This is a genomic window from Rhodococcus sp. OAS809 (assembly GCF_040546695.1).
GTDB lineage: Bacteria > Actinomycetota > Actinomycetes > Mycobacteriales > Mycobacteriaceae > Rhodococcus_F > Rhodococcus_F qingshengii.
On the sequence record NZ_JBEPOI010000002.1, the window covers coordinates 758,678 to 781,419 of the forward strand.

The 22,742-nt window shown below is 64.6% G+C and carries 20 protein-coding genes; 8 read left to right on the forward strand and 12 right to left on the reverse strand.

Going from position 1 to position 22,742, the window contains the following annotated elements; all coding sequences use genetic code 11:
• Positions 1-18: 18 nt before the first annotated feature.
• Positions 19-555 (forward strand): YbhB/YbcL family Raf kinase inhibitor-like protein, encoded by a 537-nt coding sequence (locus ABIE52_RS06575; protein ID WP_064444623.1) that lies wholly within the window; start codon positions 19-21, stop codon positions 553-555.
• Between the two features lie 58 nt (positions 556-613).
• Here the strand turns inward: ABIE52_RS06575 and ABIE52_RS06580 are convergent, their stop codons facing one another.
• The 3 genes from ABIE52_RS06580 to ABIE52_RS06590 form a co-directional block, all read right to left on the reverse strand.
• Positions 614-1,684 carry a quinone-dependent dihydroorotate dehydrogenase gene (locus ABIE52_RS06580; RefSeq protein ID WP_007733393.1) on the reverse strand — a complete coding sequence of 357 codons (1,071 nt, stop codon included), beginning with the start codon at positions 1,682-1,684 and terminating at the stop codon, positions 614-616.
• Positions 1,685-1,747: 63 nt separating this feature from the next.
• Entirely contained in the window at positions 1,748-1,996 is a 249-nt protein-coding gene (locus ABIE52_RS06585) for a DUF5703 family protein (RefSeq protein WP_003946171.1), read from the reverse strand.
• Positions 1,996-3,021, reverse strand: a complete 1,026-nt coding sequence (locus ABIE52_RS06590; protein WP_030537526.1) for an NHL repeat-containing protein — start codon at positions 3,019-3,021, stop codon at positions 1,996-1,998. Before ABIE52_RS06590 ends, ABIE52_RS06585 begins: the two co-directional genes overlap by 1 nt.
• A gap of 183 nt (positions 3,022-3,204) precedes the next feature.
• Between ABIE52_RS06590 and ABIE52_RS06595 the strand changes: the two genes are divergently transcribed.
• Positions 3,205-3,627: a hypothetical protein gene (locus ABIE52_RS06595; RefSeq protein ID WP_030537527.1), complete on the forward strand. Its 423-nt coding sequence runs from the start codon at positions 3,205-3,207 to the stop codon at positions 3,625-3,627.
• On the opposite strand, the gene ABIE52_RS06600 is transcribed toward ABIE52_RS06595, so the two are convergent.
• From ABIE52_RS06600 to ABIE52_RS06620, 5 genes are all read right to left on the reverse strand, one after another.
• A complete protein-coding gene (locus tag ABIE52_RS06600) occupies positions 3,608-4,471 on the reverse strand; it encodes a heme ABC transporter ATP-binding protein (RefSeq protein ID WP_007733386.1) in 864 nt (287 codons plus the stop codon). The two genes, ABIE52_RS06595 and ABIE52_RS06600, sit on opposite strands and share 20 nt — an antisense overlap.
• Positions 4,468-5,562, reverse strand: a complete 1,095-nt coding sequence (locus tag ABIE52_RS06605) for a FecCD family ABC transporter permease (RefSeq protein ID WP_050655282.1) — start codon at positions 5,560-5,562, stop codon at positions 4,468-4,470. Before ABIE52_RS06605 ends, ABIE52_RS06600 begins: the two co-directional genes overlap by 4 nt.
• A gap of 63 nt (positions 5,563-5,625) precedes the next feature.
• Positions 5,626-6,633 (reverse strand): heme/hemin ABC transporter substrate-binding protein, encoded by a 1,008-nt coding sequence (locus ABIE52_RS06610; RefSeq protein ID WP_192712385.1) that lies wholly within the window; start codon positions 6,631-6,633, stop codon positions 5,626-5,628.
• A complete protein-coding gene (locus ABIE52_RS06615; RefSeq protein ID WP_192712386.1) occupies positions 6,630-7,316 on the reverse strand; it encodes a biliverdin-producing heme oxygenase in 687 nt (228 codons plus the stop codon). Before ABIE52_RS06615 ends, ABIE52_RS06610 begins: the two co-directional genes overlap by 4 nt.
• A gap of 92 nt (positions 7,317-7,408) precedes the next feature.
• A complete protein-coding gene (locus tag ABIE52_RS06620) occupies positions 7,409-8,344 on the reverse strand; it encodes an aldo/keto reductase (RefSeq protein ID WP_003946175.1) in 936 nt (311 codons plus the stop codon).
• Between the two features lie 228 nt (positions 8,345-8,572).
• On the opposite strand from ABIE52_RS06620, the gene ABIE52_RS06625 reads away from it, so the two are divergent.
• From ABIE52_RS06625 to ABIE52_RS06640, 4 genes are read left to right on the forward strand one after another with little or no spacing between them, the layout of a single operon-like run.
• Positions 8,573-9,418, forward strand: a complete 846-nt coding sequence (locus ABIE52_RS06625; protein ID WP_081305396.1) for an undecaprenyl-diphosphate phosphatase — start codon at positions 8,573-8,575, stop codon at positions 9,416-9,418.
• 58 nt (positions 9,419-9,476) lie between these two features.
• Complete coding sequence (locus ABIE52_RS06630; RefSeq protein WP_003946173.1) at positions 9,477-10,172, forward strand: histidine phosphatase family protein; 696 nt, start codon at positions 9,477-9,479, stop codon at positions 10,170-10,172.
• A gap of 55 nt (positions 10,173-10,227) precedes the next feature.
• Positions 10,228-10,827, forward strand: coding sequence for a DUF3090 domain-containing protein (locus ABIE52_RS06635; protein WP_003946200.1), 600 nt, complete (start codon positions 10,228-10,230; stop codon positions 10,825-10,827).
• 4 nt (positions 10,828-10,831) lie between these two features.
• Complete coding sequence (locus tag ABIE52_RS06640) at positions 10,832-11,638, forward strand: SCO1664 family protein (protein WP_030537533.1); 807 nt, start codon at positions 10,832-10,834, stop codon at positions 11,636-11,638.
• Here the strand turns inward: ABIE52_RS06640 and ABIE52_RS06645 are convergent.
• Positions 11,635-12,093, reverse strand: a complete 459-nt coding sequence (locus ABIE52_RS06645; RefSeq protein ID WP_042450996.1) for a MarR family winged helix-turn-helix transcriptional regulator — start codon at positions 12,091-12,093, stop codon at positions 11,635-11,637. The two genes, ABIE52_RS06640 and ABIE52_RS06645, sit on opposite strands and share 4 nt — an antisense overlap.
• A 127-nt stretch (positions 12,094-12,220) precedes the next feature.
• Here ABIE52_RS06645 and ABIE52_RS06650 point away from each other — a divergent pair, with 127 nt between their 5' ends.
• Together ABIE52_RS06650 and mshC are read left to right on the forward strand one after the other, a co-directional pair.
• Positions 12,221-14,311 (forward strand): MMPL family transporter, encoded by a 2,091-nt coding sequence (locus tag ABIE52_RS06650; RefSeq protein WP_225320402.1) that lies wholly within the window; start codon positions 12,221-12,223, stop codon positions 14,309-14,311.
• 10 nt (positions 14,312-14,321) lie between these two features.
• A complete protein-coding gene (mshC, locus tag ABIE52_RS06655) occupies positions 14,322-15,563 on the forward strand; it encodes a cysteine--1-D-myo-inosityl 2-amino-2-deoxy-alpha-D-glucopyranoside ligase (protein WP_192712387.1) in 1,242 nt (413 codons plus the stop codon).
• Positions 15,564-15,620: 57 nt separating this feature from the next.
• Here the strand turns inward: mshC and ABIE52_RS06660 are convergent, their stop codons facing one another.
• The 3 genes from ABIE52_RS06660 to ABIE52_RS06670 are packed head-to-tail and all read right to left on the reverse strand — an operon-like array spanning position 15,621 to position 22,737.
• The gene (locus ABIE52_RS06660) at positions 15,621-19,796 is read right to left on the reverse strand and encodes a TIGR02680 family protein (RefSeq protein WP_192712388.1); all 4,176 of its coding nucleotides are present in this window, start codon (positions 19,794-19,796) and stop codon (positions 15,621-15,623) included.
• Positions 19,793-21,235 carry a TIGR02678 family protein gene (locus ABIE52_RS06665; RefSeq protein WP_192712389.1) on the reverse strand — a complete coding sequence of 481 codons (1,443 nt, stop codon included), beginning with the start codon at positions 21,233-21,235 and terminating at the stop codon, positions 19,793-19,795. Before ABIE52_RS06665 ends, ABIE52_RS06660 begins: the two co-directional genes overlap by 4 nt.
• On the reverse strand, positions 21,232-22,737 hold the full coding sequence (locus ABIE52_RS06670; protein WP_064074328.1) for a TIGR02677 family protein: 1,506 nt from the start codon (positions 22,735-22,737) through the stop codon (positions 21,232-21,234). Before ABIE52_RS06670 ends, ABIE52_RS06665 begins: the two co-directional genes overlap by 4 nt.
• Positions 22,738-22,742 lie beyond the last annotated feature (5 nt).

The following is a 22,742-nucleotide window of genomic DNA, read 5'->3' on the forward strand; positions in this document are numbered from 1 at the left end:
GTCACAGAAAGGATTCGCATGGCGCACGATCCGTACGAACCATTGCCGAAGTTGCCGAGTTTCGAGCTGACCAGTGACGACATCACTGCGGGCCAGCCGCTGAAGCTTGCTCAGGCCAGTGGAGCCTTCGGTGTCCCCGGTGGCGAAGACATCTCACCGCAGCTCTCGTGGTCCGGCTTTCCGGCCGAGACGAAGAGCTTCGTCGTGACGGTGTTCGATCCGGACGCACCGACTGCGTCGGGGTTCTGGCACTGGGCCGTGGCGAACATCCCCGCTTCCGTCACCGTGCTCCCCGCCGGTGCCGGCGCGGCGGACAGCGATGTCCTGCCCGCCGGAACCGTCACACTCCGCCACGACGGTGGCGGGTTCGGTTTCATCGGTGCAGGCCCGCCTCCCGGGCACGGTCCGCATCGCTACATCGTCGCGGTGCATGCCCTCGACGTGGAGACGCTCGACGGAGTCACCCCTGACTCGTCGCCGGCGTTCCTCGGTTTCAACGTGTTCCATCACGCGATTGCGCGTGCAACCTTGACCGGGACGTTCGAGGTCGAATAGTCACTTTGCTGTGCGCCTTTATTAACCGCGGGCGGTTAATAAAGGCGCACAGCACTTTCTAGCGAGGGTTCTCAGCTCCCACAGCCTGGGCGATCGACGAGAAACCCGCTGCGCGGACCCGCTTGGCTATCCCCTTGTGGATGCTGCGAGCCCAGAACGGTCCGCCGTAGATGAAGCCGGTGTATCCCTGCACCAGCGTCGCGCCGGCTAGGATGCGTTCCCACGCCTGGTCGGCTGTCTCGATACCGCCGACCGAGATGATGGTCATCTTGTCGCCCACTCGGGCGTACAGGCGCCGAAGTACTTCGAGCGACCGGTCGGCAACCGGTGCACCGGACAGCCCGCCAGCGCCGAGTGCAGCTACCTCGGCATCCGGGGTCTTCAAACCGTCGCGGCGGATCGTGGTGTTGGTCGCGACGATTCCGGCAAGTCCGAGTTCGATTGCCAGATCGGCGACCGCGTCGACGTCCTCGTCCGAGAGGTCGGGCGCGATCTTCACCAGTACCGGCACGCTGACGGTGTCGAGCACGGCCTGCAGGATCGGGCGCAGTGATTCGACGGCCTGCAGATCACGGAGTCCGGGCGTGTTCGGCGAGCTGACATTCACGACCATGAAGTCGGCCAGCGGACCCAGAAGCTGCGCGCTGGCGGTGTAGTCGGCAGCGGCGTCGGCGGCTTCGACGATCTTGGTCTTGCCGATGTTGGCACCGATCGGGACCGTGACGCGGCGCTGTCGCAGGAAATTCGCCGCGTGACCAGCGCCGTGATTGTTGAAGCCCATCCGGTTGATCAAAGCGCGGTCGGCCGGAAGACGGAAGAGACGCGGCGCGGGGTTACCGGGCTGAGCCTGGGCCGTCACTGTTCCGACCTCGGCGAAACCGAATCCCAACGGGCCCCAGGCGTCGACGCCGGTGGCGTCCTTGTCGAATCCTGCGGCGAGGCCGAGAGGTGCCGGGAACGTCAGACCGAACGCCTGACTCCGCAGAACCGGGTCGTCGACGACAAGGACTTTTGCGACCAGCCAGCGAAGGGGAGCGAACCGTGTCACCAGTTTCATCGCGGTGAAGGCAATGTGGTGGATGCGTTCCGGTGGGACCCGGAACATCAGGCTCAGCAGCAGTTGGTACACGATTCTCCAGCTCTTCGATGGTGTGATTTTGTCAGCGGCGGGCTCTGGTCGTCTGTTGGACGATCAGTGCTGAATGCCGTCCGGATCGGTCACGTGCAGCGGCGTCTTCTTTCGCTTGAGGAGCACGCGACGACTGCCGTCGGGGTAGAGACGGACTCGGGAGAGTTCCCATCCGCCGAACTCGGCGGAGATCGCCAGACGCATCGACGCCGTGACCCGCGAAACGTTCGGCGGTAGTCGAAGTGGCACATAGTCGAACTTGTCGTCCGACGTCTCCCACTGCGCGGGGATCCCGCGCGTACGCTTTTCCATCAGTTCTCCCGTGACGGGATGACCTGCAGCCCGTCACCGGTTGCCGATCCGACGATCAGATTGCCGTTGGAAGAGTCTACGGCCAACGAATTCGGCTGTCGCACCGTCTTGAACCGTCCGGTCTCCACGGGGATGCCGGACGACAGATCGAAGCCGACCACTTCGTTGGTCGCGGTCAGCGTGACCCACACCCGATCCGCGGCCTCGTCGTAGGCAACGGCGTACGGCGACTCGCCGACGGGGTAGCGCTGGTGCATCAGGAGCGGATCGGCAGTGAAGACGAGTAGTTCGTTGCCGGTGGTGTCGGTGACCAGAATGCGTCCGAAGCGATCGGTGGCCAGATGAGTTGCGCCCTCACCGGCGCGGAGAGCGACGCCGAGTTTGCCGTCTTCGAGGTTGATCGCCGTCAGCGAGGTCTGACGGTGATCGAGGGCGCTCAGGTTGTCGCCGGTGACCGCGAGTTCGTCGACGGATGCGAATCCCGAAACCGTCTGTGACTGATCGGTCTTCGGGTCGACGATGTGAACTGAACCATTGTCCGTGCCGATCGCGATGCGGCCGTCGTTGAGTTCGACCGCTGAATTCGCCTGCCCGTCTACCGGGATGGACGTCTGTTCGCCCGAAGTCAGATTCAGCTTCACGACCTGGCGATCCATCGACAGAAGAGCGCTACCGTCAGAGCCGATCGAAACGTCGCGTACGTCGGAATCCAGGGCTGTCGGACGACCTGCAGAGGCGGGGTCGGCGCCGGCCAAACTGTCCGAAGAAACGACCAGCACCGATCGGGGGTCGTTGGCAACCAGAACGGCGCTGCGCGTGATCGGGTCGAATGTGATGGAATCGATCAGACCTGAATACGGGTGAACCACGCCGTCCGGGGTGCTGGTGGTGGCCGGTGAGACCGCTGCCGTTGCGGGATCGATCGTGATGAGGTCGTCTCCGCCATCTCCGGAAGAACATCCTGTGACCAGCAGAACCGCCGCCCCCATTGCTGCTGCAGTGGTGCGGATCCCTAGGCGAGCCATGTGTAGTTCCTCTTTTTCTTGTCATCTGTTCTTCACGCAGTGCGACTGTCATCGATCATCCCTGATCGCAGTCGGGCGCCGTTCATCGCGTCGAGGAACTACCGACCATTCCGCTCACACCCTTGACGCGATACCGTACGAACAGCGATTGCGGTTGACGCTGCAATCACCGAGGAGATCATTGTGATTCCCACAGAACCCACCGATTCCGGCGCGCAGTCGCCCGAACCGGCGCGGCCGGGCTTCGAGATCGAGGACCTCACCGTCGGCGCTCACGCACACGGTTTCGGCAGGTCCGACGGTCGAACTTTCGCGTTCCGCGTACGAAAGAGCATGCTGTTCGTCGAGGTATACGGCGAATACTGCGAGCACAGTGTGCCGACCCCTGCAGACGTTGTCGCCACCGCGGAGCGATCGGTGACCGACATCGATCTGACCGACGAGCGAAGCATCGCCGGTGTGGTCCGCGACGCAGTTCTGTCCACGGAGGCTGATTGGTCACAGCCCGGTCCCGGTGACGGAGTTCGTGACGGCGACGGCCGCAGCCTGCCGACGGTGAGAGCCGTCCTGAACAGGCTGGGATCGATCATCGATTCTGTTCGGTGAATTCTCGGCGCGGGATGACCAGCGTTGCTCCGGTTGTCGGATGCGGGAACACCTCGACCGGATAACCGTAGACGCGGGTCAGAAGCTCTTCGTGCAACACCGATTCCGGGGGACCGTCAGCGGCGATGCGGCCGTTTTCGAGCACGACGATCCGATCCGCGTACGCCGCTGCCAACGCGAGGTCGTGCAAAACGACGACGACGGCATCGCCGTCCGCAGCGCGAGCGCGCGCCACGGACATCACCGCTTCCTGGTGTCCGAGGTCGAGAGCTGCAGTCGGCTCGTCCAGCAGGATGGTCGACGTTTCCTGTGCCAGTACCCGGGCCAGCGCGACCCGCGCTTGCTCGCCGCCGGACAGCACGGCGAACGGCCGATTGGCGAACCCCTCGACATCGCAGGTCTTCATCGCCGCGGTGATAGCAGCGCCGTCGCGGTCTTCTCGGCGAGTTCCGGTCCATGGCGCACGTCCCATACGAACCACCTGGCGAGCGCTGAACGAAAATCCGATGGTGTGTTTCTGGGGGAGCACCGCGCGTCGGCGCGCCATGTCGATCGGCGACCACTGAGTGAGGTCGGTGCCGTCAACGTCCACCCGCCCAGCGATGACGGGCTGATCACCGGCCAACGCCGCAAGAAGAGTCGACTTACCGGCGCCGTTCGGTCCGACGAGAACGACTAGCTCGCCTGCCCGGACTTCGATGGACACGCCTTCCAGAATCTGCCGACCACCGCGTTCGACTGTGATGTCGCGCGCCTCGAGGGTGACATCACCGACGGCTGGGCTCTTCGGTTCGGGGGTGACGCGGCCGAACAGTTCGCGCCAGTTTCTTACGAGGCTGCTCATGCCCACCCGCCCTGTTGCGCGCGCGTGCGTCGGAGAAGCCAGAAGAAGAAGGGGCCGCCCACCAGAGCGGTCAGCATTCCGAGGGGCAGGTCTGCGTTGTCGATCAGCGACCGCGAGCCCAGATCTGCGACAAGCAGAACCAGTGCGCCGGCGAGGGCGCTCGCCGGAATCAGCGCGCGGTGGCCAGGTCCGACGAGAATGCGCATCAGGTGCGGAACGACCAGACCGACGAAGAGGATGATGCCGGTGAAGGCAACACTCGCCGAGACCAGGAGAGCGACGATCAGTACCGCGAACTGGCGAAGCCGTTCGACGTTGACGCCCAGATGACGGGCCGCGTGTTCACCGAGCGCCAGCAGGTCGAGACGTGGGGCGATCATCATGGTCGCGGCGATCCCGACGACGGTCATCGGCGCCACGATCAGGACCGCGTTCCAGGAAGCGCCGTTGAGTGAGCCGAGTTGCCAGAACACGATCTGATCGCGAGCGGACGGGCTGGCGACGAAGGTGAAGAACGCGATGAGCCCGCCGGCGAACGCGTTGATCGCGACGCCCGTCAGCACCAACGTCACTACTTCCGTTCGGCCTTCGTGCCGAGCCAGCAGGTAGACCGCCGCGGTGGTGACCAGCCCGGCGACGAACGCAGCCGCAGCAACGGCCCAGCCGGCCACGAACGTTCCCCCGACGACGATGACAGCACTCGCGCCAACTGCCGCGCCCGCAGACACTCCGATCACTCCGGGTTCTGCGAGCGGATTGGAGAACACACCCTGCAGGAGCGCACCGGAACATCCCAGCGCCGCGCCGACACAGATGGCGAGCACGACGCGGGGGAATCGAACCTCCCACAAAGTCACTTCACCGCTGGGATGGGCGGGCATCGGACCGAGGTCGAGCCCGATGCGATGCAGGATGCTGCCCAAAACCTCGAGTGGCGACGTCGGAACTTGACCGATGCACGCCGACAGCACCGCGACGATCACCAGGGCGAGAGTCAAGCTGACCAGAACCGCACTCACCCGCGACCGCGACGCGGGGGCAGACGCCGACTTGTCGGCGCCCCCGACGTCGTGTGAATCCTCGGCCGACACAGTCTTACCTGCTTCGGAACTACCTGTCTCTGTACTCACGAATCAGCACTCACGAATCTTTGCTCACGATCCACCGGGCTCGTAGATCGCTTCGGCGAGTGCCGCCATGACGCGTCCGGTGTTGGGCCCGAAGCTGAGCAGTACACCGTCCGCCATGTCGACTACTCGTTTGTTCTTTCCAGCCGGCGTCTGCGCGATGCCAGGGACCTTTTCGAGGCCGCCGATTCCGCCGATCGATGCCAATCCGTCCGTCATCATCAGCAGGGCGTCAGGCGCTGCGGCGATGAGCGCTTCGCTGGTGATGGGCACGAACTGTTGTGTGATGCCCGAGGCGGTTCCTGCATCGGTGGCGCCGAGTGCCTCGATCAAAGAATCTGCTCCGGACCCTTCACCGCCGATCATGGTGATGGCCGATCCGCGCATGTAGAGGAACGCGATTTTCAGTGGATCGCCCTCGGTGGGGACCAGATCGCGAGCTCCAGCGATTTCCGATTCGGTCCGATCGACCAGCGCTGCGCCCTGGGCGGGGACGCCGAGCGCGTCGGCGACGGCCTGGAGTTGTCCCGGCACACCCTCGAGTGTTCGGGTCGGATCGAAGAAGACGACGGGAACACCGGCGGCGCGCAACTGATCCTGGACGCTCTTGGGCCCGATACTGGTGTCGGTGAGAACAACGGTGGGATTGAGGTCGAGAATTGCCTCGGTATTGAGCGATTGGCCGCCGACCGTGACAACCGGCACGTCCGCGACTGCGGGGAACTTGGCGGCGGTGTCGCGGCCGACGAGATTGTCACCGAGGCCGAGCGCCACCGTCGTCGTCGCGAGCGTCCCGTAGCGGTCGGCCGCAACGATCCGGCTGTTGTCGGTGATGGTCACGTCGACGCCGTCGAAGCTCTTCACCGTCACGGGCAGTGTCGCGGTCGGGTTGTCGGACACGGGAACCGGGCTGGAATCTTCGAGTACCGCGGTCCTGGCACCCTGAGATGTCGTCGAAGTGTCGCTGGACCCGCAAGCCACCAGACCGAAACCGGCTGCTGCGACCAGAGCCGCCGCGGCCAAGCGCTTCATCATTTGACGAGGTAGCTCTCGATGTCGACTTCGAGGTCGGCGAACAAGTCGCCGTTGAGGCGGTACGCCAGATTCACCTCGTCGATGAAACGCTGCTGTTCCTCGGCAGGAATCTGCAGTGCATCCAGATTCGAGCGGTAGTCGTCCTTGAAAGGCTTCGGCTTGGGGATGCCTTCGAAGATGTAGAAGCGAAGTCCGTCGGTCTCGAATCCGTAGGCGCGTTCGAGCATCCGGCGGATGATCTGTCCGCCCGAGAGATCGCCCATGTACCGAAGGTAGTGATGTGCGACGAAGCCGGCAGGCCAGTCGAACGCCACCTCCTTCAGGCGGGCGATGTAGCGCTCGGTTGCCGGCAGTGCCACGAGTTCGTCGCGCCAGTTCGGTCCGCCGAGGAACTCGAGATCGGCTTCGAGTGAAGCCACGCGCAACAGATCCTCGGACAGGAACGGGGCGACCAACTCGTTGTCGGCGTGTGTGCGGCCGGCCTCTTCGAGGCTCGTGTAGACGAGGTACGTCTGTCCCAGAAGTGCGGCGTAGCCAGCCGTGGTCAGCTCACCGCCGAGTAGTGCGCCTACGAATCGCGACTGCTCCGTCTCGCGGTGTGCTGCGTCCGTCTCGGTCTTGATTCGTTCGGAGAAGGCTGGGCCTGCGTCTGCGGAAAGGCTGTCTACGTCGAGCGTGGTCATTGATTCTCCTGAGGCTGTAGTCAAGCGTTGCCTACTAGGTTAGCCTGCCCTCGCCAACTCGATACCTCCGGTATTTCGATCAGCGGGACAGATCAAGCGCTCACATCGTCGAGAGCTGCGGCAATCGCTTTCGGAAGTTCCAATTCTTCGGTTGCCAGTACTCCTGTCAACTGGGCGAGATCACGCGTGCCGACGACGGCGCTGGCCACCCCGGCGCGATCGCGCGCCCAGGCCAGTGCCACCGCCAGTGGGGAAGTACCCAGACCGTCGGCAGCGGTAACGACTGCGTCGACCACCCGGATCGAGGAATCGGTCAGATAGCTCTGCACATCCTGCGAATGTGCTTCGTCGGCGCCGCGGGAATCGACGGGAATGCCGTCGCGGTACTTGCCGGTCAGCACACCACCCGCGAGGGGTACTGCGGCGAACACTCCGACGCCGTGATGGGCCGCCGCTGCGAACAATTCTTCCTCGACGCCGCGTGCGAGCAACGAGTACTCGGCCTGCGTCGCGGCGAGTGTTGTTGCGCCACCGGCTCCTACGGCCGTCGCGAGCTGCCAGCCGAGGTAGCCGCGAACTCCGACGTACCGCACCTTGCCGCTCGAGACGGCGTAGTCGAGGGTTGCTGCAACCTCGTCGACAGGCGTGAGCGGATCCCAGGTTGCGACCTGCCACATGTCGAGGAAGTCGGTTCCGAGTTCACGAAGAGTCGCGTCGAGCTGGCGGAGCAATCCGCGCCGCGAGCAGTCGACGCGGTCGGTGCCGATCGGTGTGGGGTCGATGCCGGCGCTCGAGCTGATGATGAGTTCGTCACGTGGAACGACGTCGTCGAGCAACTCGGCGAGGATCCGTTGCGCCGCACCGGCGCCGTAGGCGGGCGAGGTGTCGACCAGGGTTCCGCCGGCCTCGGCGAACGCGAGTAGCTGCGCAGCAGCCTCGTCGCCGTCCGTGTCGCGTCCCCATGTCAGTGTGCCGAGCCCAAGTCGCGAGACCCGAAGTCCGCTCGTTCCGACAGATCTGTGCTTCATAACCGCCTGCATCTCGCGCCCGACTCGTGTGCGCAAGTGCGGCACCCGAGAGATCTCACCACGTGCAGACTAGTAGGCGCTCGCCTCGAGTCGGGGTATTCGGACACGGACGTGCCGGGCGCGGCGCGGCGCCGTGGGCCCCGGTAGCGTGGCGCCGGTGAAACGTGAACCCGACACACGAAACCTGTGTGCAGTAACCCCATTCGAATCAGCCGGGATCGGTGAGTGATGGGCGAAGCGATGACCTGGCTCCAGGCCGTGATCCTGGGCCTCGTGCAGGGCTTGACCGAGTTCCTGCCCATCTCGTCTTCCGGACATTTGCGAATCGTGTCGGAGATATTCTTCGGCAGTGACGCCGGCGCGTCGTTCACCGCGGTGACGCAGCTCGGCACCGAGTTGGCGGTCCTGATCTACTTCGCACGCGACATCGTGAGGATCATCACTGCCTGGTTCCGAGGTGTGTTCAATGCCGAGCACCGGGGCGATCTCGATTACCGGATGGGCTGGTACGTCATCATCGGCACCATCCCGGTCGGCATCCTCGGGTTCTTCTTCAAAGACCAGATCCGTACCGGCGCACGCAATCTGTGGCTGATTGCCACGATGCTGATCGTGTTCGCGCTCGTCATCGCTGCTGCCGAGTACTACGGACGCAAGACGCGCCCGATCGAATCGCTCACAGCGCGCGACGGCGTCATCATGGGTTCGGCTCAGGCGCTCGCGCTCATCCCGGGTGTCTCACGTTCGGGTGGCACGATCAGTGCCGGCCTTTTCCTCGGACTCACCCGTGAGGCCGCAGCCCGTTACTCGTTCCTGTTGGCGATTCCGGCAGTTCTCGCCTCCGGTTTGTTCAGCCTCCCGGATGCCTTCGAGCCGGCCGGTGAGGGTCTGAACGCGAGCGGTCCGCAGTTGCTGGTGGCAACCGTCATCGCCTTCGCGGTCGGTTACGCAGCGATCGCCTGGCTGCTTCGATTTGTTGTCGATCACTCCATGTACTGGTTCGTCGGATACAGAATCGCTCTCGGCGTAGTCGTCCTTGCGTTGCTGGCCACAGGGGTCGTGTCCGCGACATAGGGCCCGTTTCGACGTCGACCACCCGTCCGTGCGGCCACCGCCCCATTAGGGTTGTGGAATGACAGTTGTCCTACTGCGGCACGGGCGGTCGACGTCCAACACTGCCCATACCCTGGCCGGTCGAACGCCGGGTGTGGAACTCGACGACCACGGCCGGAAACAGGCCGAAGGCGTCGTCGATCGGCTGGTCGGTCTGGACATCGCGGAGATCGTCCGCTCGCCGCTGTTGCGGTGTGAGCAGACGGTCGGCCCCATTGCCGTCGACCGTGGTCTGACGCCGGTGGTCGAGGATCGCCTCATCGAGGTCGATTACGGCGACTGGACGGGTCGCCCGCTCAAGGAACTCTTGGAAGAACCGCTCTGGAAAGTGGTGCAGCGCCACGCTTCCGGTGCAGTGTTTCCCGGCGGTGAAGGGCTGGCCCAGGTACAGGCGCGAGCCGTTGCCGCGATCCGAGAGCACGACGCACGGCTGGCCGAAGAACACGGCAAGGACGTCGTCTGGATCGCGTGCACGCACGGTGACGTCATCAAATCGGTTCTCGCCGACGCGTTTGCGATGCATCTCGATTCGTTCCAGCGCATCGTCGCCGAGCCCGCCTCGGTCAGTGTGATTCGCTACACGGCGACACTGCCGTTCGTTCTTCGCGTCAACGACACCGGAGACGTGCTCGCCGCGATCGGTGCAGCGAAGGCCGCGACCAACGGTTCGGCTCCCGCGCAGGAGTCCGTCCCCGGCGGAGAGGTCGGTGCGTGAGCTGTGACGGATAATGGGTATTCAGTGATGTTCTGCTCGAACTCGAGGAGGTGCAATGTCGCGCGCGATTCACGTATTTCGCACTCCTGACCGATTTGTCGCAGGAACGGTGGGCGAACCCGGTGACAGGTCTTTCTATCTCCAGGCCGTGCACGAATCACGGGTGGTGAGTGTGCTGCTCGAGAAGCAGCAGGTTCAGGTTCTCGCCGATCGCATGGGCTTACTCCTCGAAGAGGTGCATCGACGCTTCGGAACCGAGGTTCCGCCACAAGCCGACGACGTCTCCGACCTCAGCCCGCTGGTCACACCACTCGACGCGGAGTTCCGGGTCGGCACGATGGGGCTCGGTTGGGACGCCGATGCCGGGGCGGTCGTCGTGGAGCTGCTTGCCGTCAGCGAGACGGAGTTCGACGAATCGGTTGTCCTCGACGACGCCGACGACGGTCCGGACGCGGTCCGTGTGTTCCTGACTCCGGAGCAAGCGCGCGAGTTTTCGCTGCGGTCCGAACGCGTCATCGCGGCGGGACGCGCGCCGTGCCCGCTGTGTGGTGAACCGTTGGCGCCCGAGGGGCACGTCTGCATCCGCACCAATGGGTACCGACGCGGCGAGTCCTTCGGTTTTGCGATCGACGACGCAGACGACGACGAGGTCTGACGTCGTGTCCGAACCTGGTGTGCCGGACGTTCTGCTCGAGGGTGATCTGACTCTGATCGGTCAGATCACCACGGCGAGCAACGCCACGCTGGTATGTGAGTCGACTCTGGGGGAGAAGTCCACCCGCGTGGTCTACAAGCCGGTCCGGGGTGAACGCCCACTGTGGGATTTCCCGGACGGCACTCTGGCGGGGCGTGAGGTCGCGTCGTACCGCGTGTCCGAGGCGCTGGGTTGGGGAGTGATTCCGCGAACAGTGTTGCGGGACGGCCCCTTCGGTCCAGGCATGGTGCAGCGATGGATCGACACCGTCGATCGCCGCGCGGATGGATCTGGCGGACTCGAGATGGTGGACCTGTGCAGTCCCGGCAACGTTCCGCCGGGGTGGTTCGAGGTCCTGCAGGCCTTCGACTCGGAGGGTGAACCAGTCTCCCTGATCCATGCGGACGATCCACGGCTGCAGCGAATGGCCGTTCTGGACGTCCTCATCAACAACGCCGACCGCAAAGGTGGTCACGCCCTCGAAGGCGTCGACGGCTCGGTGTACGGCGTTGATCACGGAATCTGTCTTCACTCGGAGAACAAGCTGCGGACCGTGTTGTGGGGGTGGGCCGGGCAGCCCGTACCCGGTGCTTTGATCGCCGACGTCGCCGAATTCGCGACAACTCTCGACGGGGATCTCGGCGACGAGTTGTCCGAACTGATCACCGAAGAGGAAATCGTGGCCTTGGCGGTGCGGGCGATGCAGTTCGCCGAGTCCGCTGTGATGCCTGAGCCGAACGGCCATCGAACGATTCCCTGGCCGGCCTTCTAGTCGCGAGACGTTTCCTGCTGTTCGCGAGTTGCCGTCAATCCGGGTGAGCGAACCAATCGCAGTAGTTGTTCGCGCAGCGCGGCGACATCCCCGACGCCGACGGTCAACGCCGCATCTTCCTTCTCGAGCGTCAGTAGTCGCTCGTACGTCAGTCTTCCGGCGTCGGTTATCGCGATCACGCGCCGACGCTCGTCCCTCGGATCGGTGTCACGAGTGACGTAACCCGCTCGTTCGAGACGGTCGATCGTGCGGCTCATCGTCTGATCGGTGACGCGGGCGTTCTTCGCGATGTCGCGTTGAGACGCCGCCCCACCGGCGATCGAGTGGAGCACGATCAGGCCCGCGTGCGTCATGTCCTGAGACCGCAAGACCTTCTCCCACGAGTGCTCCACCAGGCGTGCAGCGGTGGACAACAGCCGGCCGGTGGGCCAGTCGTCCAGGCCGTCGCTGCTCATTTTTCTGCCTTCCGTTTGCAATTACTCAGCATGCTGAACAAAATAGTCGGCAAGTCCTCTGCTGCCGATCCCTGGAGACCCAGTGAGCACACCAGTACAAAATCGTCCTGTTCGTCGCCTTCGATGGATTGTGCCAGCTCTCCTCGTGATCGGCTGGCTGGCAATCGGAGGATTCGGCGGTCCGTTCGCCGGAAAGCTCAGCACGGTGCAGCAGAACGACAACACGTCGTTCCTGCCCGCGTCGGCCGAAGCGACCGAGGTGGCAAAGCTTCAAGAGAGCTTCACGGACACGCGCTTCGTGCCGGCCATCATCGTGGCGGAACGACCGGGTGGCCTCGAGCCCGCCGACTCCACCTTCCTTTCCCAGACCGTCGATTCGTTTGTCGGTACCGAAGGATTCGGCGACGCCTCATCGCCGCCGATCCCGTCGGCCGACGGCCAGGCACTCCAGATGTTCCTGCCGGTCGACAGCACCCTCGAAGTCAAGGACAGCGTGAAAGCGCTGCGCGCGGCGCTGGAGTCGAGCCCTGACGGACTGACAGTCAAGGTCACGGGCCCCGCTGGGCAGGTTGCGGATCTGTCGGCAGCATTCGCCGGTATCGACGGATTGCTGTTGTTGGTAGCCGGATCCGTCGTGATCGTGATCCTGATCATCGTTTACCGAAGCCCGATCCTGCCGTTCGTGGTGATCTTCTCGGCGATCTTCGCACTCGGATTGTCGAGCTTGCTCGTGTATCTGCTCGCGGACGCGGACGTCATCGCACTGAACGGTCAGAGCCAGGGCATCCTGTTCATCCTCGTGTTCGGTGCCGCCACCGACTACGCGCTACTGCTGGTCTCTCGTTACCGGGAAGAATTGCGGATCGAGAAGGACAAGTACGCAGCAATGCGCACTGCGTGGCGCGCGACGCTCGAACCTGTCGCAGCGTCTGCAGGAACGGTCATCGCGGGCGTTCTGTGCCTGTTGCTCTCCGACCTGAACTCGAACCGCGGACTCGGTCCGGTGGCCGCCATCGGTATCGCCGCGTCCTTCCTCGCATCGATGACCTTCCTACCTGCTGTCCTGGTTCTGTTCGGGAGGACGGCGTACTGGCCGACCAAGCCGAAGTTCGATGCAGACCGCGAGCACCACGACGAGGCGAACGATCACCGGTTCTGGGCCGGGCTCGCTGCTCGAATCGGTAGGCATCCGCGCCGCTTCTGGGTGGCGTCGACTCTGGTGCTGGTGATCTTCGCGATGATGATGCCGCAGTTCAAAGCCAGCGGTGTCTCGTCGTCCGACATCTTCTTGCTCGATGTCGATTCGGTTGCAGGCCAGGAGATTCTCGGCGAGCACTTCGACGCGGGTTCGGGTTCACCGGCCGTGGTCATCGCGAATGCAGACCAAGTGGATGCCGTTGCGGCAGCCAGTCGCGTCGAGGGTGTCAGCGACGTGAGCGTCGTGCAGAACGGGGGAGCCCCACTGGTCGTCGACGGGCGAGTCTCCCTGCAGGCGACGTTGACTGACGCTGCCGACTCGCTCGAGGCCGAAGACACCATCGTGCGACTGCGTGATGCAGTTCACTCAGTGGAGGGCGCCGACGCATTGGTCGGTGGCGTCACTGCGACCGACCTCGACACGAAGACCACCTCGACACGGGACCGGACACTCATCATTCCCGTGGTGATCATCGTGGTGTTCGTGATTCTCTCGCTCTTGCTGCGTTCGCTTCTCGCACCGCTGCTTCTCATGGGCACCGTTGTGCTCTCGTTTGCTGCGACACTGGGCATTTCGTCGCTGGTGTTCGACCACATCTTCGGTTTCCCCGGCGCGGATCCGGTGGTCCCGCTCTTTGCGTTCGTGTTCCTCGTGGCTCTGGGAATCGACTACAACATCTTCCTCATGACGAGGGTGCGTGAGGAAGCGCTGAAGATCGGCACCAGGGCGGGCGCTCTGCGGGGACTCACGGTGACCGGCGGGGTGATCACATCTGCCGGAGTTGTTCTGGCAGCAACCTTCTCGGCGTTGGCGGTGATCCCTCTGTTGTTCCTCGCCCAGATCGCGTTCATCGTGGCGTTCGGTGTCCTGCTCGACGCTCTGATCGTCCGATCCTTGCTGGTCCCGGCCTTGACCTACGACATCGGTCAGAAGATCTGGTGGCCGAGCAAGCTCGCGTCGACGCCCGAACCAGAGCAGGATCAGCCAGCACCTTCCCAGCCTCAGAGCAGTCTCCACTAGGCTCGGCAGCATGCAGTCTTGGTCCGATACCGCACTCCCGTCCGTTCCCGGTCAGGGGCCGCCGTTGCGGCTGTACGACACAGCCGACCGTCAGGTTCGCCCCGTCACCCCGGGCGAGAAGGCGACGATGTACGTCTGCGGCATCACCCCGTACGACGCCACCCACCTCGGCCACGCGGCCACGTACCTCACGTTCGACCTCGTGAACCGCATCTGGCGCGACGCCGGACACGATGTCCACTACGTCCAGAACGTGACCGACGTGGACGACCCGCTGTTCGAGCGAGCCAATCGCGACGGCGAGGACTGGATCGTCCTCGGCATGCGTGAGACGGCACTCTTCCGCGAGGACATGGAAGCGCTGCGTGTGCTTCCGCCGAAGGACTACATCGGCGCCGTCGAATCGGTGAGCGAAGTAGTCGAGTTGGTGGAGAAGTTCGTGGCGTCCGGCGCCGCGTACATCGTCGACGACGCGGAGTTCCCCGACGTCTACTTCCGTGCCGACGCGACCGAGCAGTTCGGCTACGAGTCGGGCTACGACCGCGCGACGATGGAGAAGTTCTTTGCCGAACGCGGCGGAGATCCCGATCGCGTCGGAAAGCGCAATCCGCTCGACGCACTTGTCTGGCGTGCGGAGCGTCCGGGCGAGCCCTCGTGGCCCTCACCCTTCGGACCGGGTCGCCCCGGCTGGCACATCGAATGCGCGGCCATTGCACTCAACCGCATCGGCTCCGGCTTCGACGTCCAGGGCGGTGGCAGCGATCTGATCTTCCCGCACCACGAGTTCTCGGCTGCGCATGCCGAATCGGCAACGGGTGATCGCCGATTCGCGCGGCACTACGTGCACACCGGCATGATCGGTCTCGACGGCGAGAAGATGTCGAAGAGTCGCGGAAACCTCGTCTTCGTCTCCAAGCTGCGCGGCGAGGGGGTGGACCCAGCGGCAATCCGTCTCGGACTTCTGTCCGGCCACTACCGCCAGGATCGCGCGTGGACCGATCAGGTCCTCGCGGATGCTCAGTCGCGCCTGAAGGTGTGGCGCGAGGCAGCAGCTCTCGGTTCTGCGCCGTCTGCCACTGACACTGTTGCGCGTTTGCGTCAGCACCTGGCCGACGATCTCGACACCCCGAAGGCGCTCGACGCGCTCGACGGTTGGGCCCGCCGCGCCATCGAGGGCGGCGGATCCGACACGCAGGCACCCGGCGAGTTCGCCGATGCCGTCGACGCCCTACTGGGTATTTCGCTTCGCTGAACCCCTGCTGTGCGCCTTTATTAACCGCGGGCGGTTAATAAAGGCGCACAGCAGTTTCTAGGCGTAGTCCAACGCACCTTCGGCGGGTGTCGGCACCCGGCGCCGTAGCGGCGAGCCCAATGCCCTCGCCAGATCCGTTCCGTCGTGCTCGGCGAGCAGCTCACCGTTCGACCAGACCAGCAGCGTGGCGCTGACAGCCTGTTCGGCCGTGGAGTGCGCGAGGTCGTAGTGCGCACAGCCGGGGACGTCTGCGTACGTGATCCACAGGTCGTAGCCGGTCATGAAGAGGTCCAGGTCGAACTGAACGCTCAAGCCGAGAAGCTCGCTGCGACCGTTGTCGTCGACACCGGCGAAGGCCTCGTCGAGTGCCAGCAGACGCGGGGCGTGCGGGTCGGCCGAGTCCAACATGACGTGCGCCGCGGCGAACAAAGGAAGGTGCAGCGAGACGGACTGCTCGCCACCGGACAGCGCGCTGTGCCGCGCGACGGTAAGACGGTCTTCCTTGCCCTCACCGCTGATGAGGGTGAACGAGAACACGCGCCATTGACGGTAGTCGAGCGCCGAGGACAGAATCTCCGGGTACGAGCGTTCGGGGTGCGCCGCGCGGGCGGTACGGATCTGCGTCGCGAAATGTGCTCGCAGAGTTGCCAGTTCATCGACGCCGAGGGCCGACGCGTCTCGATCCAGCAGCTTGGAGATCGCCCGCGAGCTGTCGTCGAGGTTGTCGGCGAGCACCCAGTGAACGCCGATGGTATTACCTGAGGACATCCGACGCTCACGCATCTCGGTGCCCATCTGTGCGATCAACTCGCGTGCGTCGACCGTGCGCTCGTGGATCTGCTGAGCCAATCCCGTCAACAGGGCATCTTCGAGAATGCGACGCTCGGATTCGGTGAGCAACTGCTCCTGATCGCCGCGAGCGTCGTGGATCCGCGTTGCGAACTCGCCGATCGACGAATAGCCCTGATCGTCCTGGACTCGTACGACGGTCAGCCCATCCGGTGCATCCCACTGCAGACGGTAGTCCTGTCCGGCTGCTGCGAGTTGCGCGTCGAAGTCCTGCAGCGCCGAGGTCAGTGCCGTGCGGGTTGCCTTTCGGGCGCCGTCGGTGACTCGGACTGCCGAGGTCGCAGCCTCGAGCGCTCGGTACAACTTGTCGACGTCTTCGGGGAGGACAGGCGGGTGGGCCGCGTCCTCGCTGCGATCTTCGTTCTGGATGCGGTAGACCAACTGATCGGGGCTCATCCACGCCGCTGAACTGGCCGGCCAGCTCAGGTGATCCTTGACGCCCAACAATTCCAGCAAGTCGGGGCGAGCATAGGGTGCGAGTCGCTCTGCATCACTGCGGGTTTCGGTCAGGGTGTGCCGAAGAGTCTCGACAGCGGTGTTGTACGCACCCTCCGCCGTGCCGATCTGGAGGACGGCAGCGTCGTACGCCTTTCGCGCCGCACGCTGTTCGACCTTGCATTCTTCGATCTTCGCGCGGGCTTTTGCCAGGTCCAGGTCGATCTGCTCGGCGCTGGCACCGAGGGTGTCGCGCAGCGTCTCGAGACGCTGCACCTGCTGGAGCAGACTCTCCTCGGCGATGGCGGCTTCCTCGGCGAATTCCTCCGCATTGGCGCGTGATTCGTCGAGACGGTCGCGAGACTCGCGTTCGAGTTCGACTTCCTTGGCATGCTCCCGTCGGCAGCGCAGCGCCAGTTCCCCCTGCTTCTCGAAATGACGGATCGCCGCCGCGAGGGAGTCGAGTTCACGGCCGATATGCGGGGTCCGGTGCTGCGACGCCGTCGCTCGGAGTTGCTTTTCCTTCGCCGCGAGATCAGCGATCGCCGCATCGAGTTCGCGTTGTGCCGTTTCCGTGGCCTCCGAGCGAGTACGGAGTGCGCCGGCAGATTCGGTGACCGTCTTGAGTGCGCGCAGGATCGAACCTGTCTTCGGCAATTCCTTTGCCGCAGAGTTGATCCGGCTCAGTTGCTCGTTGGTCTGCGCCACCAGTGCCTTGGCCGTATCGACTGCCGCGGCAAGTTCTTCCAGAGCCGCGTCGATCTCGGTGATCCGAGCCTCGCGTCGACGCGCCCGTGCTGTGGTGCCGATGTACTCGGCATCGGCCTTGACGTGCCGGCCACGCGCGACGCCCTGCCAGAAGCGGCCGTCGACGCCGATCGCGACGCTTGCATCGGAGTCGCCTGGCGCCTCGACGAGACTGATCGACGCGAGAATGTCCTGTACCCGAGCGTCGGGTACGTCGGCATTGCCTTCGACCTCGAGGACGTCGGCCAGCGTTCGTCCCTTCGGACGCTGCTTGACGGGCAGAGCCGTCAGGAACTGCTCGCTGACGTGCTCGGGAATCTTCTCGTCCGGGCAGACCCAGCCGTCGAGCAGATTTGCCGCCTGGAGTGCGGATTCGATTCCCGTGGCCACGTCTGGTTCGACGGAATCGGCGAAGCGCACCAACTGCCACAGCGGTGCACCACCCAGTTCACTGCGGTTGTCGGAGCGTGCGTGGAAGGCAGGCGGAGCGTCGTCGTGTTCCGCGGAGACGGCCTTGCGCTCGGATTTGAGAGCCGCGATGGAGGCGTGTGATGCAGATATTTCAGCTTCGGCCTCACGTCGACGCTCGCGCAGCGTCTCGGTGCCGGCCTCGGTGTGCTCGGCGAGAACTGCGGACAGCGCCGGAGCGTCTTCGTCGCCGACCTCGGCGAGCGCCGCGTCGAGAGCTTCGAACAGCGACGTGTCGGCGCCGACAGCCGAAAACAGGGAGGAGTGATCGGTCCACCACGCGCGCAGCCCGCTGGCGCACTGACTGCGTGCGAGTTCCACGGCAGCTTCGCCCTCGAGTACCGCGGCCTTGGACGCTTCGAGCAGCTCTTGTCCACGGCGAGAGCTGTTTTCGGCCCGGGTTCGTTCGGTCGCCGCCTTCTCGACGGTCGCCAGTGCGGTGCGGACGACGCGTACGTCACCGTCACGCTCCTCGGCATGGCCACGGACGGCTGCCGTGATCTGGTCACTGCGTGAGCCGTCGGGCAGGGGAGTCCAGACGATGCCGGCGTCCTCGGCTGCTGCCTGAAGTTCGTCCTCGGCGCGCGAGAGTGCTTCGGCCGCACGCTTGACCGACGATGCAGCCTTGTCGGCTTCGTCGCCGCGTTGAGCAAGTGCGGCCTGCGCTTTCCGGGACTTGTCTGCCTGCTGCTCGGTCGAGAGCTTGAGCGTCGCGACGGCCTGGGCGAGGTCGTCGAGTTGCTGTTTGCCTTCGTACGCGCTCGAGCGTTGCAGTGCTTCGACATTGGCGCGCGCGTTCTCGAGTGCCTGCTCGGCCTGGTTGAAGCGCTCCTCGGCTGCTGCCCGCGCCTCACGGCTGCGGGTCTGGGCGAGCGACGACTCGTCCATGGCGGCAACACCTCTGGTGACCGCTGCGAGGCGGGTGCTGACCTGTTCGATCTCTCCGCGAGACTGCTGACGCAGGTACTTGGTGTAGACCCCGATGAAACTCTGGGCTGCCTGATCGGCGGCCGCGAGCCCCTCGAGCGCGCGGCCGACTTCCTCCATGTCGCTGAACGAACGCGCAGCTTCGAGGACCAACTGATCGTCGAGTGGACGGAGACCGTCGGTGAGTGCCTGCGAAAGGCCCTTCGGGTCGAGGTTCTTCGCGAGCTGGGGGCGGCGAAGCGTGAGAATGAGATTGATCAGCTGGTCGTAGCGCTGCACACCGAGACCGAACATTCGCGCGTCGATGGCTGTGCGGTAGTCGAGGGGACGGTCGGTGATGGAATCGCTGCCGAGTTGTTCGGCCAACTGCTTCTTGGTGAGAGGACGATCGTCGTTGCCGATCAGCGAGAAGTCGACTCCGACGCGGCCGTCGGCGACGAAGTACCAGCGGGTGACCTTGTCGTTGGTGCGTGTTGCGCGCATGCCGATTCCCACGGTCACCGACTCGGGATCTTCGAGGGAGCCGCGGCAGAACTCCATCCACACGTAGGAGTGCGCGCTGTCCTGGCCCCGGTAGAGCAGGTTGGACTTCATCGTGCGCTCTTCACCGGCGAACGGGTTGAGGCGCCGCGGTTCGATGCGGCCGTCGAAGACGAACGGGAACAGGACCTCGAGGGCCTTGGTCTTGCCGGATCCGTTGGGTCCCCGCAGAACCAGTCGACCGTCGGCGAACGAGAACTCTTGGTCTCGGTAATCCCAGAGGTTGATGATTCCAGCCCGAGTAGGTCGGAAGCGGGCGTTGCTCATACGTTCTCTACCTCTGATAGTTCGCCGTTGGGGGAAGGTTCGGGGCCGAATTCGTCGACCGGATCCGGTGCGGAGTTGTCCACCGCGAAGTCGATCTGAGGATCGCGTTCGCGCACGGAGACCACGACGTCGCGGTACCGGGCAAGGACGGGCAACACCAGTACGCCGCCGTCGACCGCATGCGTCAGGCGCAGACGTTGCAGCAACCCGAGCGCCTGCTTGCGCAGCCCGTTGTGATCGGCCTGCCACTGCGCCGCGAAAGTTCGCCCGAACTGGTCCACCAACTCGGTGACCTTGTCAGCGAGCCAGTCGTCGTCGATTTTCGGGTACGTGACGGGTGGCGGTGGCTCGGCCGGTTCGCCGGCGGGCAGCACGAAGTCGTCGTCCTCGTCGGCGAGGTCCTCGAAGATCCCGGCCTCGGGGATGGCGGCATCGAGTTGTTCGATCAGGTGATCGTCCGACACGTGCGGGATCGGAAGTTTCGGCAGTTCAGGAGCGTCGACGTCGAGTACGCGGTCGGCAATCTCGCCGGCCAGGAGAAGTGCCACCTGAGCGATCGTTCCGGTGCTCGGGAAGCGGACGTCGGAGAGTCGGCCGGTGGGATCGATCATCGCGATTCCCTCGGTGCGGCGCTCGGCCACCAACCCCGTCAGTAGTTCGACTTCCGACGCGGTCTTGGGCTGCGCCAACGCGATCAATTCGTGCTGATCGAGTTCACCGGCCAGTACGACCGGGCGCTCGACGAGTGCCCGACGTACTCGGCGTCCGATCTCTTTCGCGTCCACGGGAATTCCGTCGTCCTCGGAGGCGCTCGAGGTCTCGACGGCCAGGAGTCCGCGGATGGAGTGTAGGTGCTGCAGGGCGCGCGGTGGACGGAACAGCGCTACGACGACGGAACGGTCGATGTCGTAGAGCGCTTCTCCCGCTTCGGGATTGGACGCCCAGCCGTTTGCGTCACCGTCGGCGAGTGCGATGGCACCTCTGACGCCGAGCCAGCCCACTGCGTCGACGAAGGCGTCGCGGTCCGACGCACGATCGGTGGAGAGTTCGACGCCGTCGACTTGTGCAGCGTCGGCCGCGACGTGATCGGCCAACTCCGACAACGTGATCTGGTTCCCGGCGCGGCCCAACGCGGCCAGGCACAGTGCCAGATAGGCGTAACGCGTGCGATCGAAGGTTCGCTCGGAGGCAGTTCGGGCCGGTGCCGACGGGTTGAGTCGATCCGACACCGTGAACAGGCGCGCGGTGGTCTCCGTCACCTCGAGGCGGTAGCCGAACAGTTCGAGTAGGTCGTCACGCAGCTCGGTGGCCCACCGGCGCAAGAGCGGCAACGCAATTCGATCCGGGTACGTCGAGGTGATCAGGTGGTTGGACAGGATCACTCGCGCCGCGCGTTGATACGAGTCGAGGGCAATGGGCGTGATCTCGCGAGCTCTCATCGAACACTGACCTCGATGCCGTCGAGGTGCATACGCCCGCGGGCGGTCTTGATGGTGGTCGAACCGTCCGAGGGACTGAGCGTCAGCTTCACCCCGTTCTCACTACCGGTGGAGCTCTTGACGCGTCCCACTACCGGAACGCGCGCGGTCAGTGCTGCATTGAGCAGACTCAGCAAAACTTCGGTCTCCTGCTCGTTGAGTTCACGCTGATAGACGCCGTTGGACGCGAGTGATTGCGCCGCGGCGCTGCGCGTACGTTGCGCTGCCAACTGCTCTTCGCGTAGGCGGCGGATGCTGCCGTCGTTGCGGGCGACCTTGCTCGGCAATCCTGGTGAGGGCGGGCGGCCGGTTTCGGCGAGTGTTCGCGCGATCTCGACCGGCGGTGCCTCCCACCACGAACGTGAGTGAGAAATGATGTCTGCGTCCGGATGCACCATCGAGAGGTGGCGTGGACGGCCGAGGTCGAACACTGCCTGGAACAGAGCATGAGCTGCGTCTTCGGACGGCGTGGCGGCGAACCAGCCGGCGAGGTGCCGGAGCTGGCTCTCGCGGCTGACGCCGCCGCGACGGGTTTCCGTGACGCGGCGAAGGAGCGCCAGAACCGCGGCGATCGCGCTCATCGTGCCCTCACGTAGACGCTCGGACTCGCTGATCCCCGATTCCGCGGAGACGAACCAGGCGGTCAATCCTCGCCAGCGCGCAGCCCAGTCGTCTTCGCGTTCGGTGATCGGGACGAACACCCGTTCGTCACTGGCGGCGGCGAGGCGGATCATGCGATCGACCCCGGTGGATTCGACGTGCTCGATCGCTTCCTTGAGCTTGGGGGCGTAGCGCGCCAGATCGGAGCTGAACTCCCGCATGTGCGTGAGCAGAGCGTCCTTGTGCGTGAGGAAAGCCTGCGGAGTGATCTCCGTGGTCCGTACGAGGTCCCCGAGGGTCAGATAGAAGTGCGCGGCTCGATCGGCCATGTCGGAGAGTGTCGAGTCGAGGCGCTTGAGCTTGCGGAAGATCAGATCGCCGTCGGAGCGTCGGTTGGCCTCGGCGAGTTCGGACATGTCTGCGAGCAGGTCCGGCAGAGCGAGACGCGAGAGCGACGCCGAGTCCAGGCGTGCGGCGAGAACGTCTTCGACTGATCGATAGACCTGGTATCCGGCCTGACCGAACTGGTAGACGAAGTGGCGATTGCGGTACTCGGCCAGCGTGGCCGCGCGGGTGCCGTCGTAGCTGCGCTCGAGGATCTCCCACACGTGGAGCTGATCCAACAGGGGAGTGACCTCTGCTGCCGACAGATCGGCCGCCGGATCCGATCCACCGATCTTCTCGAGGATGTGCGCGACGGCTCCGGCATGCAGCAGGACGGTGTAGTTGGCGCGAGCATGGTCGAAGGCACGAAGTACCCAGAGGTACTCGGCCCGTTTTTCCGCGATCGTGAACGAAAACAGCTTCAGTCGATTGGTGTCGGCGTACGCGGCGTAATCGGGCGCACTCGTTTCTTCCACCATGACAG

Coding starts and splice junctions, on each gene's coding strand:
- ABIE52_RS06575 (WP_064444623.1), top strand. CDS start 19: ATGGCGCACGATCCGTACGAACCATTGCCGAAGTTGCCGAGTTTCGAG.
- ABIE52_RS06585 (WP_003946171.1), bottom strand. CDS start 1,996: ATGGAAAAGCGTACGCGCGGGATCCCCGCGCAGTGGGAGACGTCGGAC.
- ABIE52_RS06590 (WP_030537526.1), bottom strand. CDS start 3,021: ATGGCTCGCCTAGGGATCCGCACCACTGCAGCAGCAATGGGGGCGGCG.
- ABIE52_RS06600 (WP_007733386.1), bottom strand. CDS start 4,471: ATGAGCAGCCTCGTAAGAAACTGGCGCGAACTGTTCGGCCGCGTCACC.
- ABIE52_RS06610 (WP_192712385.1), bottom strand. CDS start 6,633: ATGATGAAGCGCTTGGCCGCGGCGGCTCTGGTCGCAGCAGCCGGTTTC.
- ABIE52_RS06615 (WP_192712386.1), bottom strand. CDS start 7,316: ATGACCACGCTCGACGTAGACAGCCTTTCCGCAGACGCAGGCCCAGCC.
- ABIE52_RS06620 (WP_003946175.1), bottom strand. CDS start 8,344: ATGAAGCACAGATCTGTCGGAACGAGCGGACTTCGGGTCTCGCGACTT.
- ABIE52_RS06625 (WP_081305396.1), top strand. CDS start 8,573: ATGGGCGAAGCGATGACCTGGCTCCAGGCCGTGATCCTGGGCCTCGTG.
- ABIE52_RS06630 (WP_003946173.1), top strand. CDS start 9,477: ATGACAGTTGTCCTACTGCGGCACGGGCGGTCGACGTCCAACACTGCC.
- ABIE52_RS06635 (WP_003946200.1), top strand. CDS start 10,228: ATGTCGCGCGCGATTCACGTATTTCGCACTCCTGACCGATTTGTCGCA.
- ABIE52_RS06645 (WP_042450996.1), bottom strand. CDS start 12,093: ATGAGCAGCGACGGCCTGGACGACTGGCCCACCGGCCGGCTGTTGTCC.
- mshC (WP_192712387.1), top strand. CDS start 14,322: ATGCAGTCTTGGTCCGATACCGCACTCCCGTCCGTTCCCGGTCAGGGG.
- ABIE52_RS06660 (WP_192712388.1), bottom strand. CDS start 19,796: ATGAGCAACGCCCGCTTCCGACCTACTCGGGCTGGAATCATCAACCTC.
- ABIE52_RS06665 (WP_192712389.1), bottom strand. CDS start 21,235: ATGAGAGCTCGCGAGATCACGCCCATTGCCCTCGACTCGTATCAACGC.
- ABIE52_RS06670 (WP_064074328.1), bottom strand. CDS start 22,737: ATGGTGGAAGAAACGAGTGCGCCCGATTACGCCGCGTACGCCGACACC.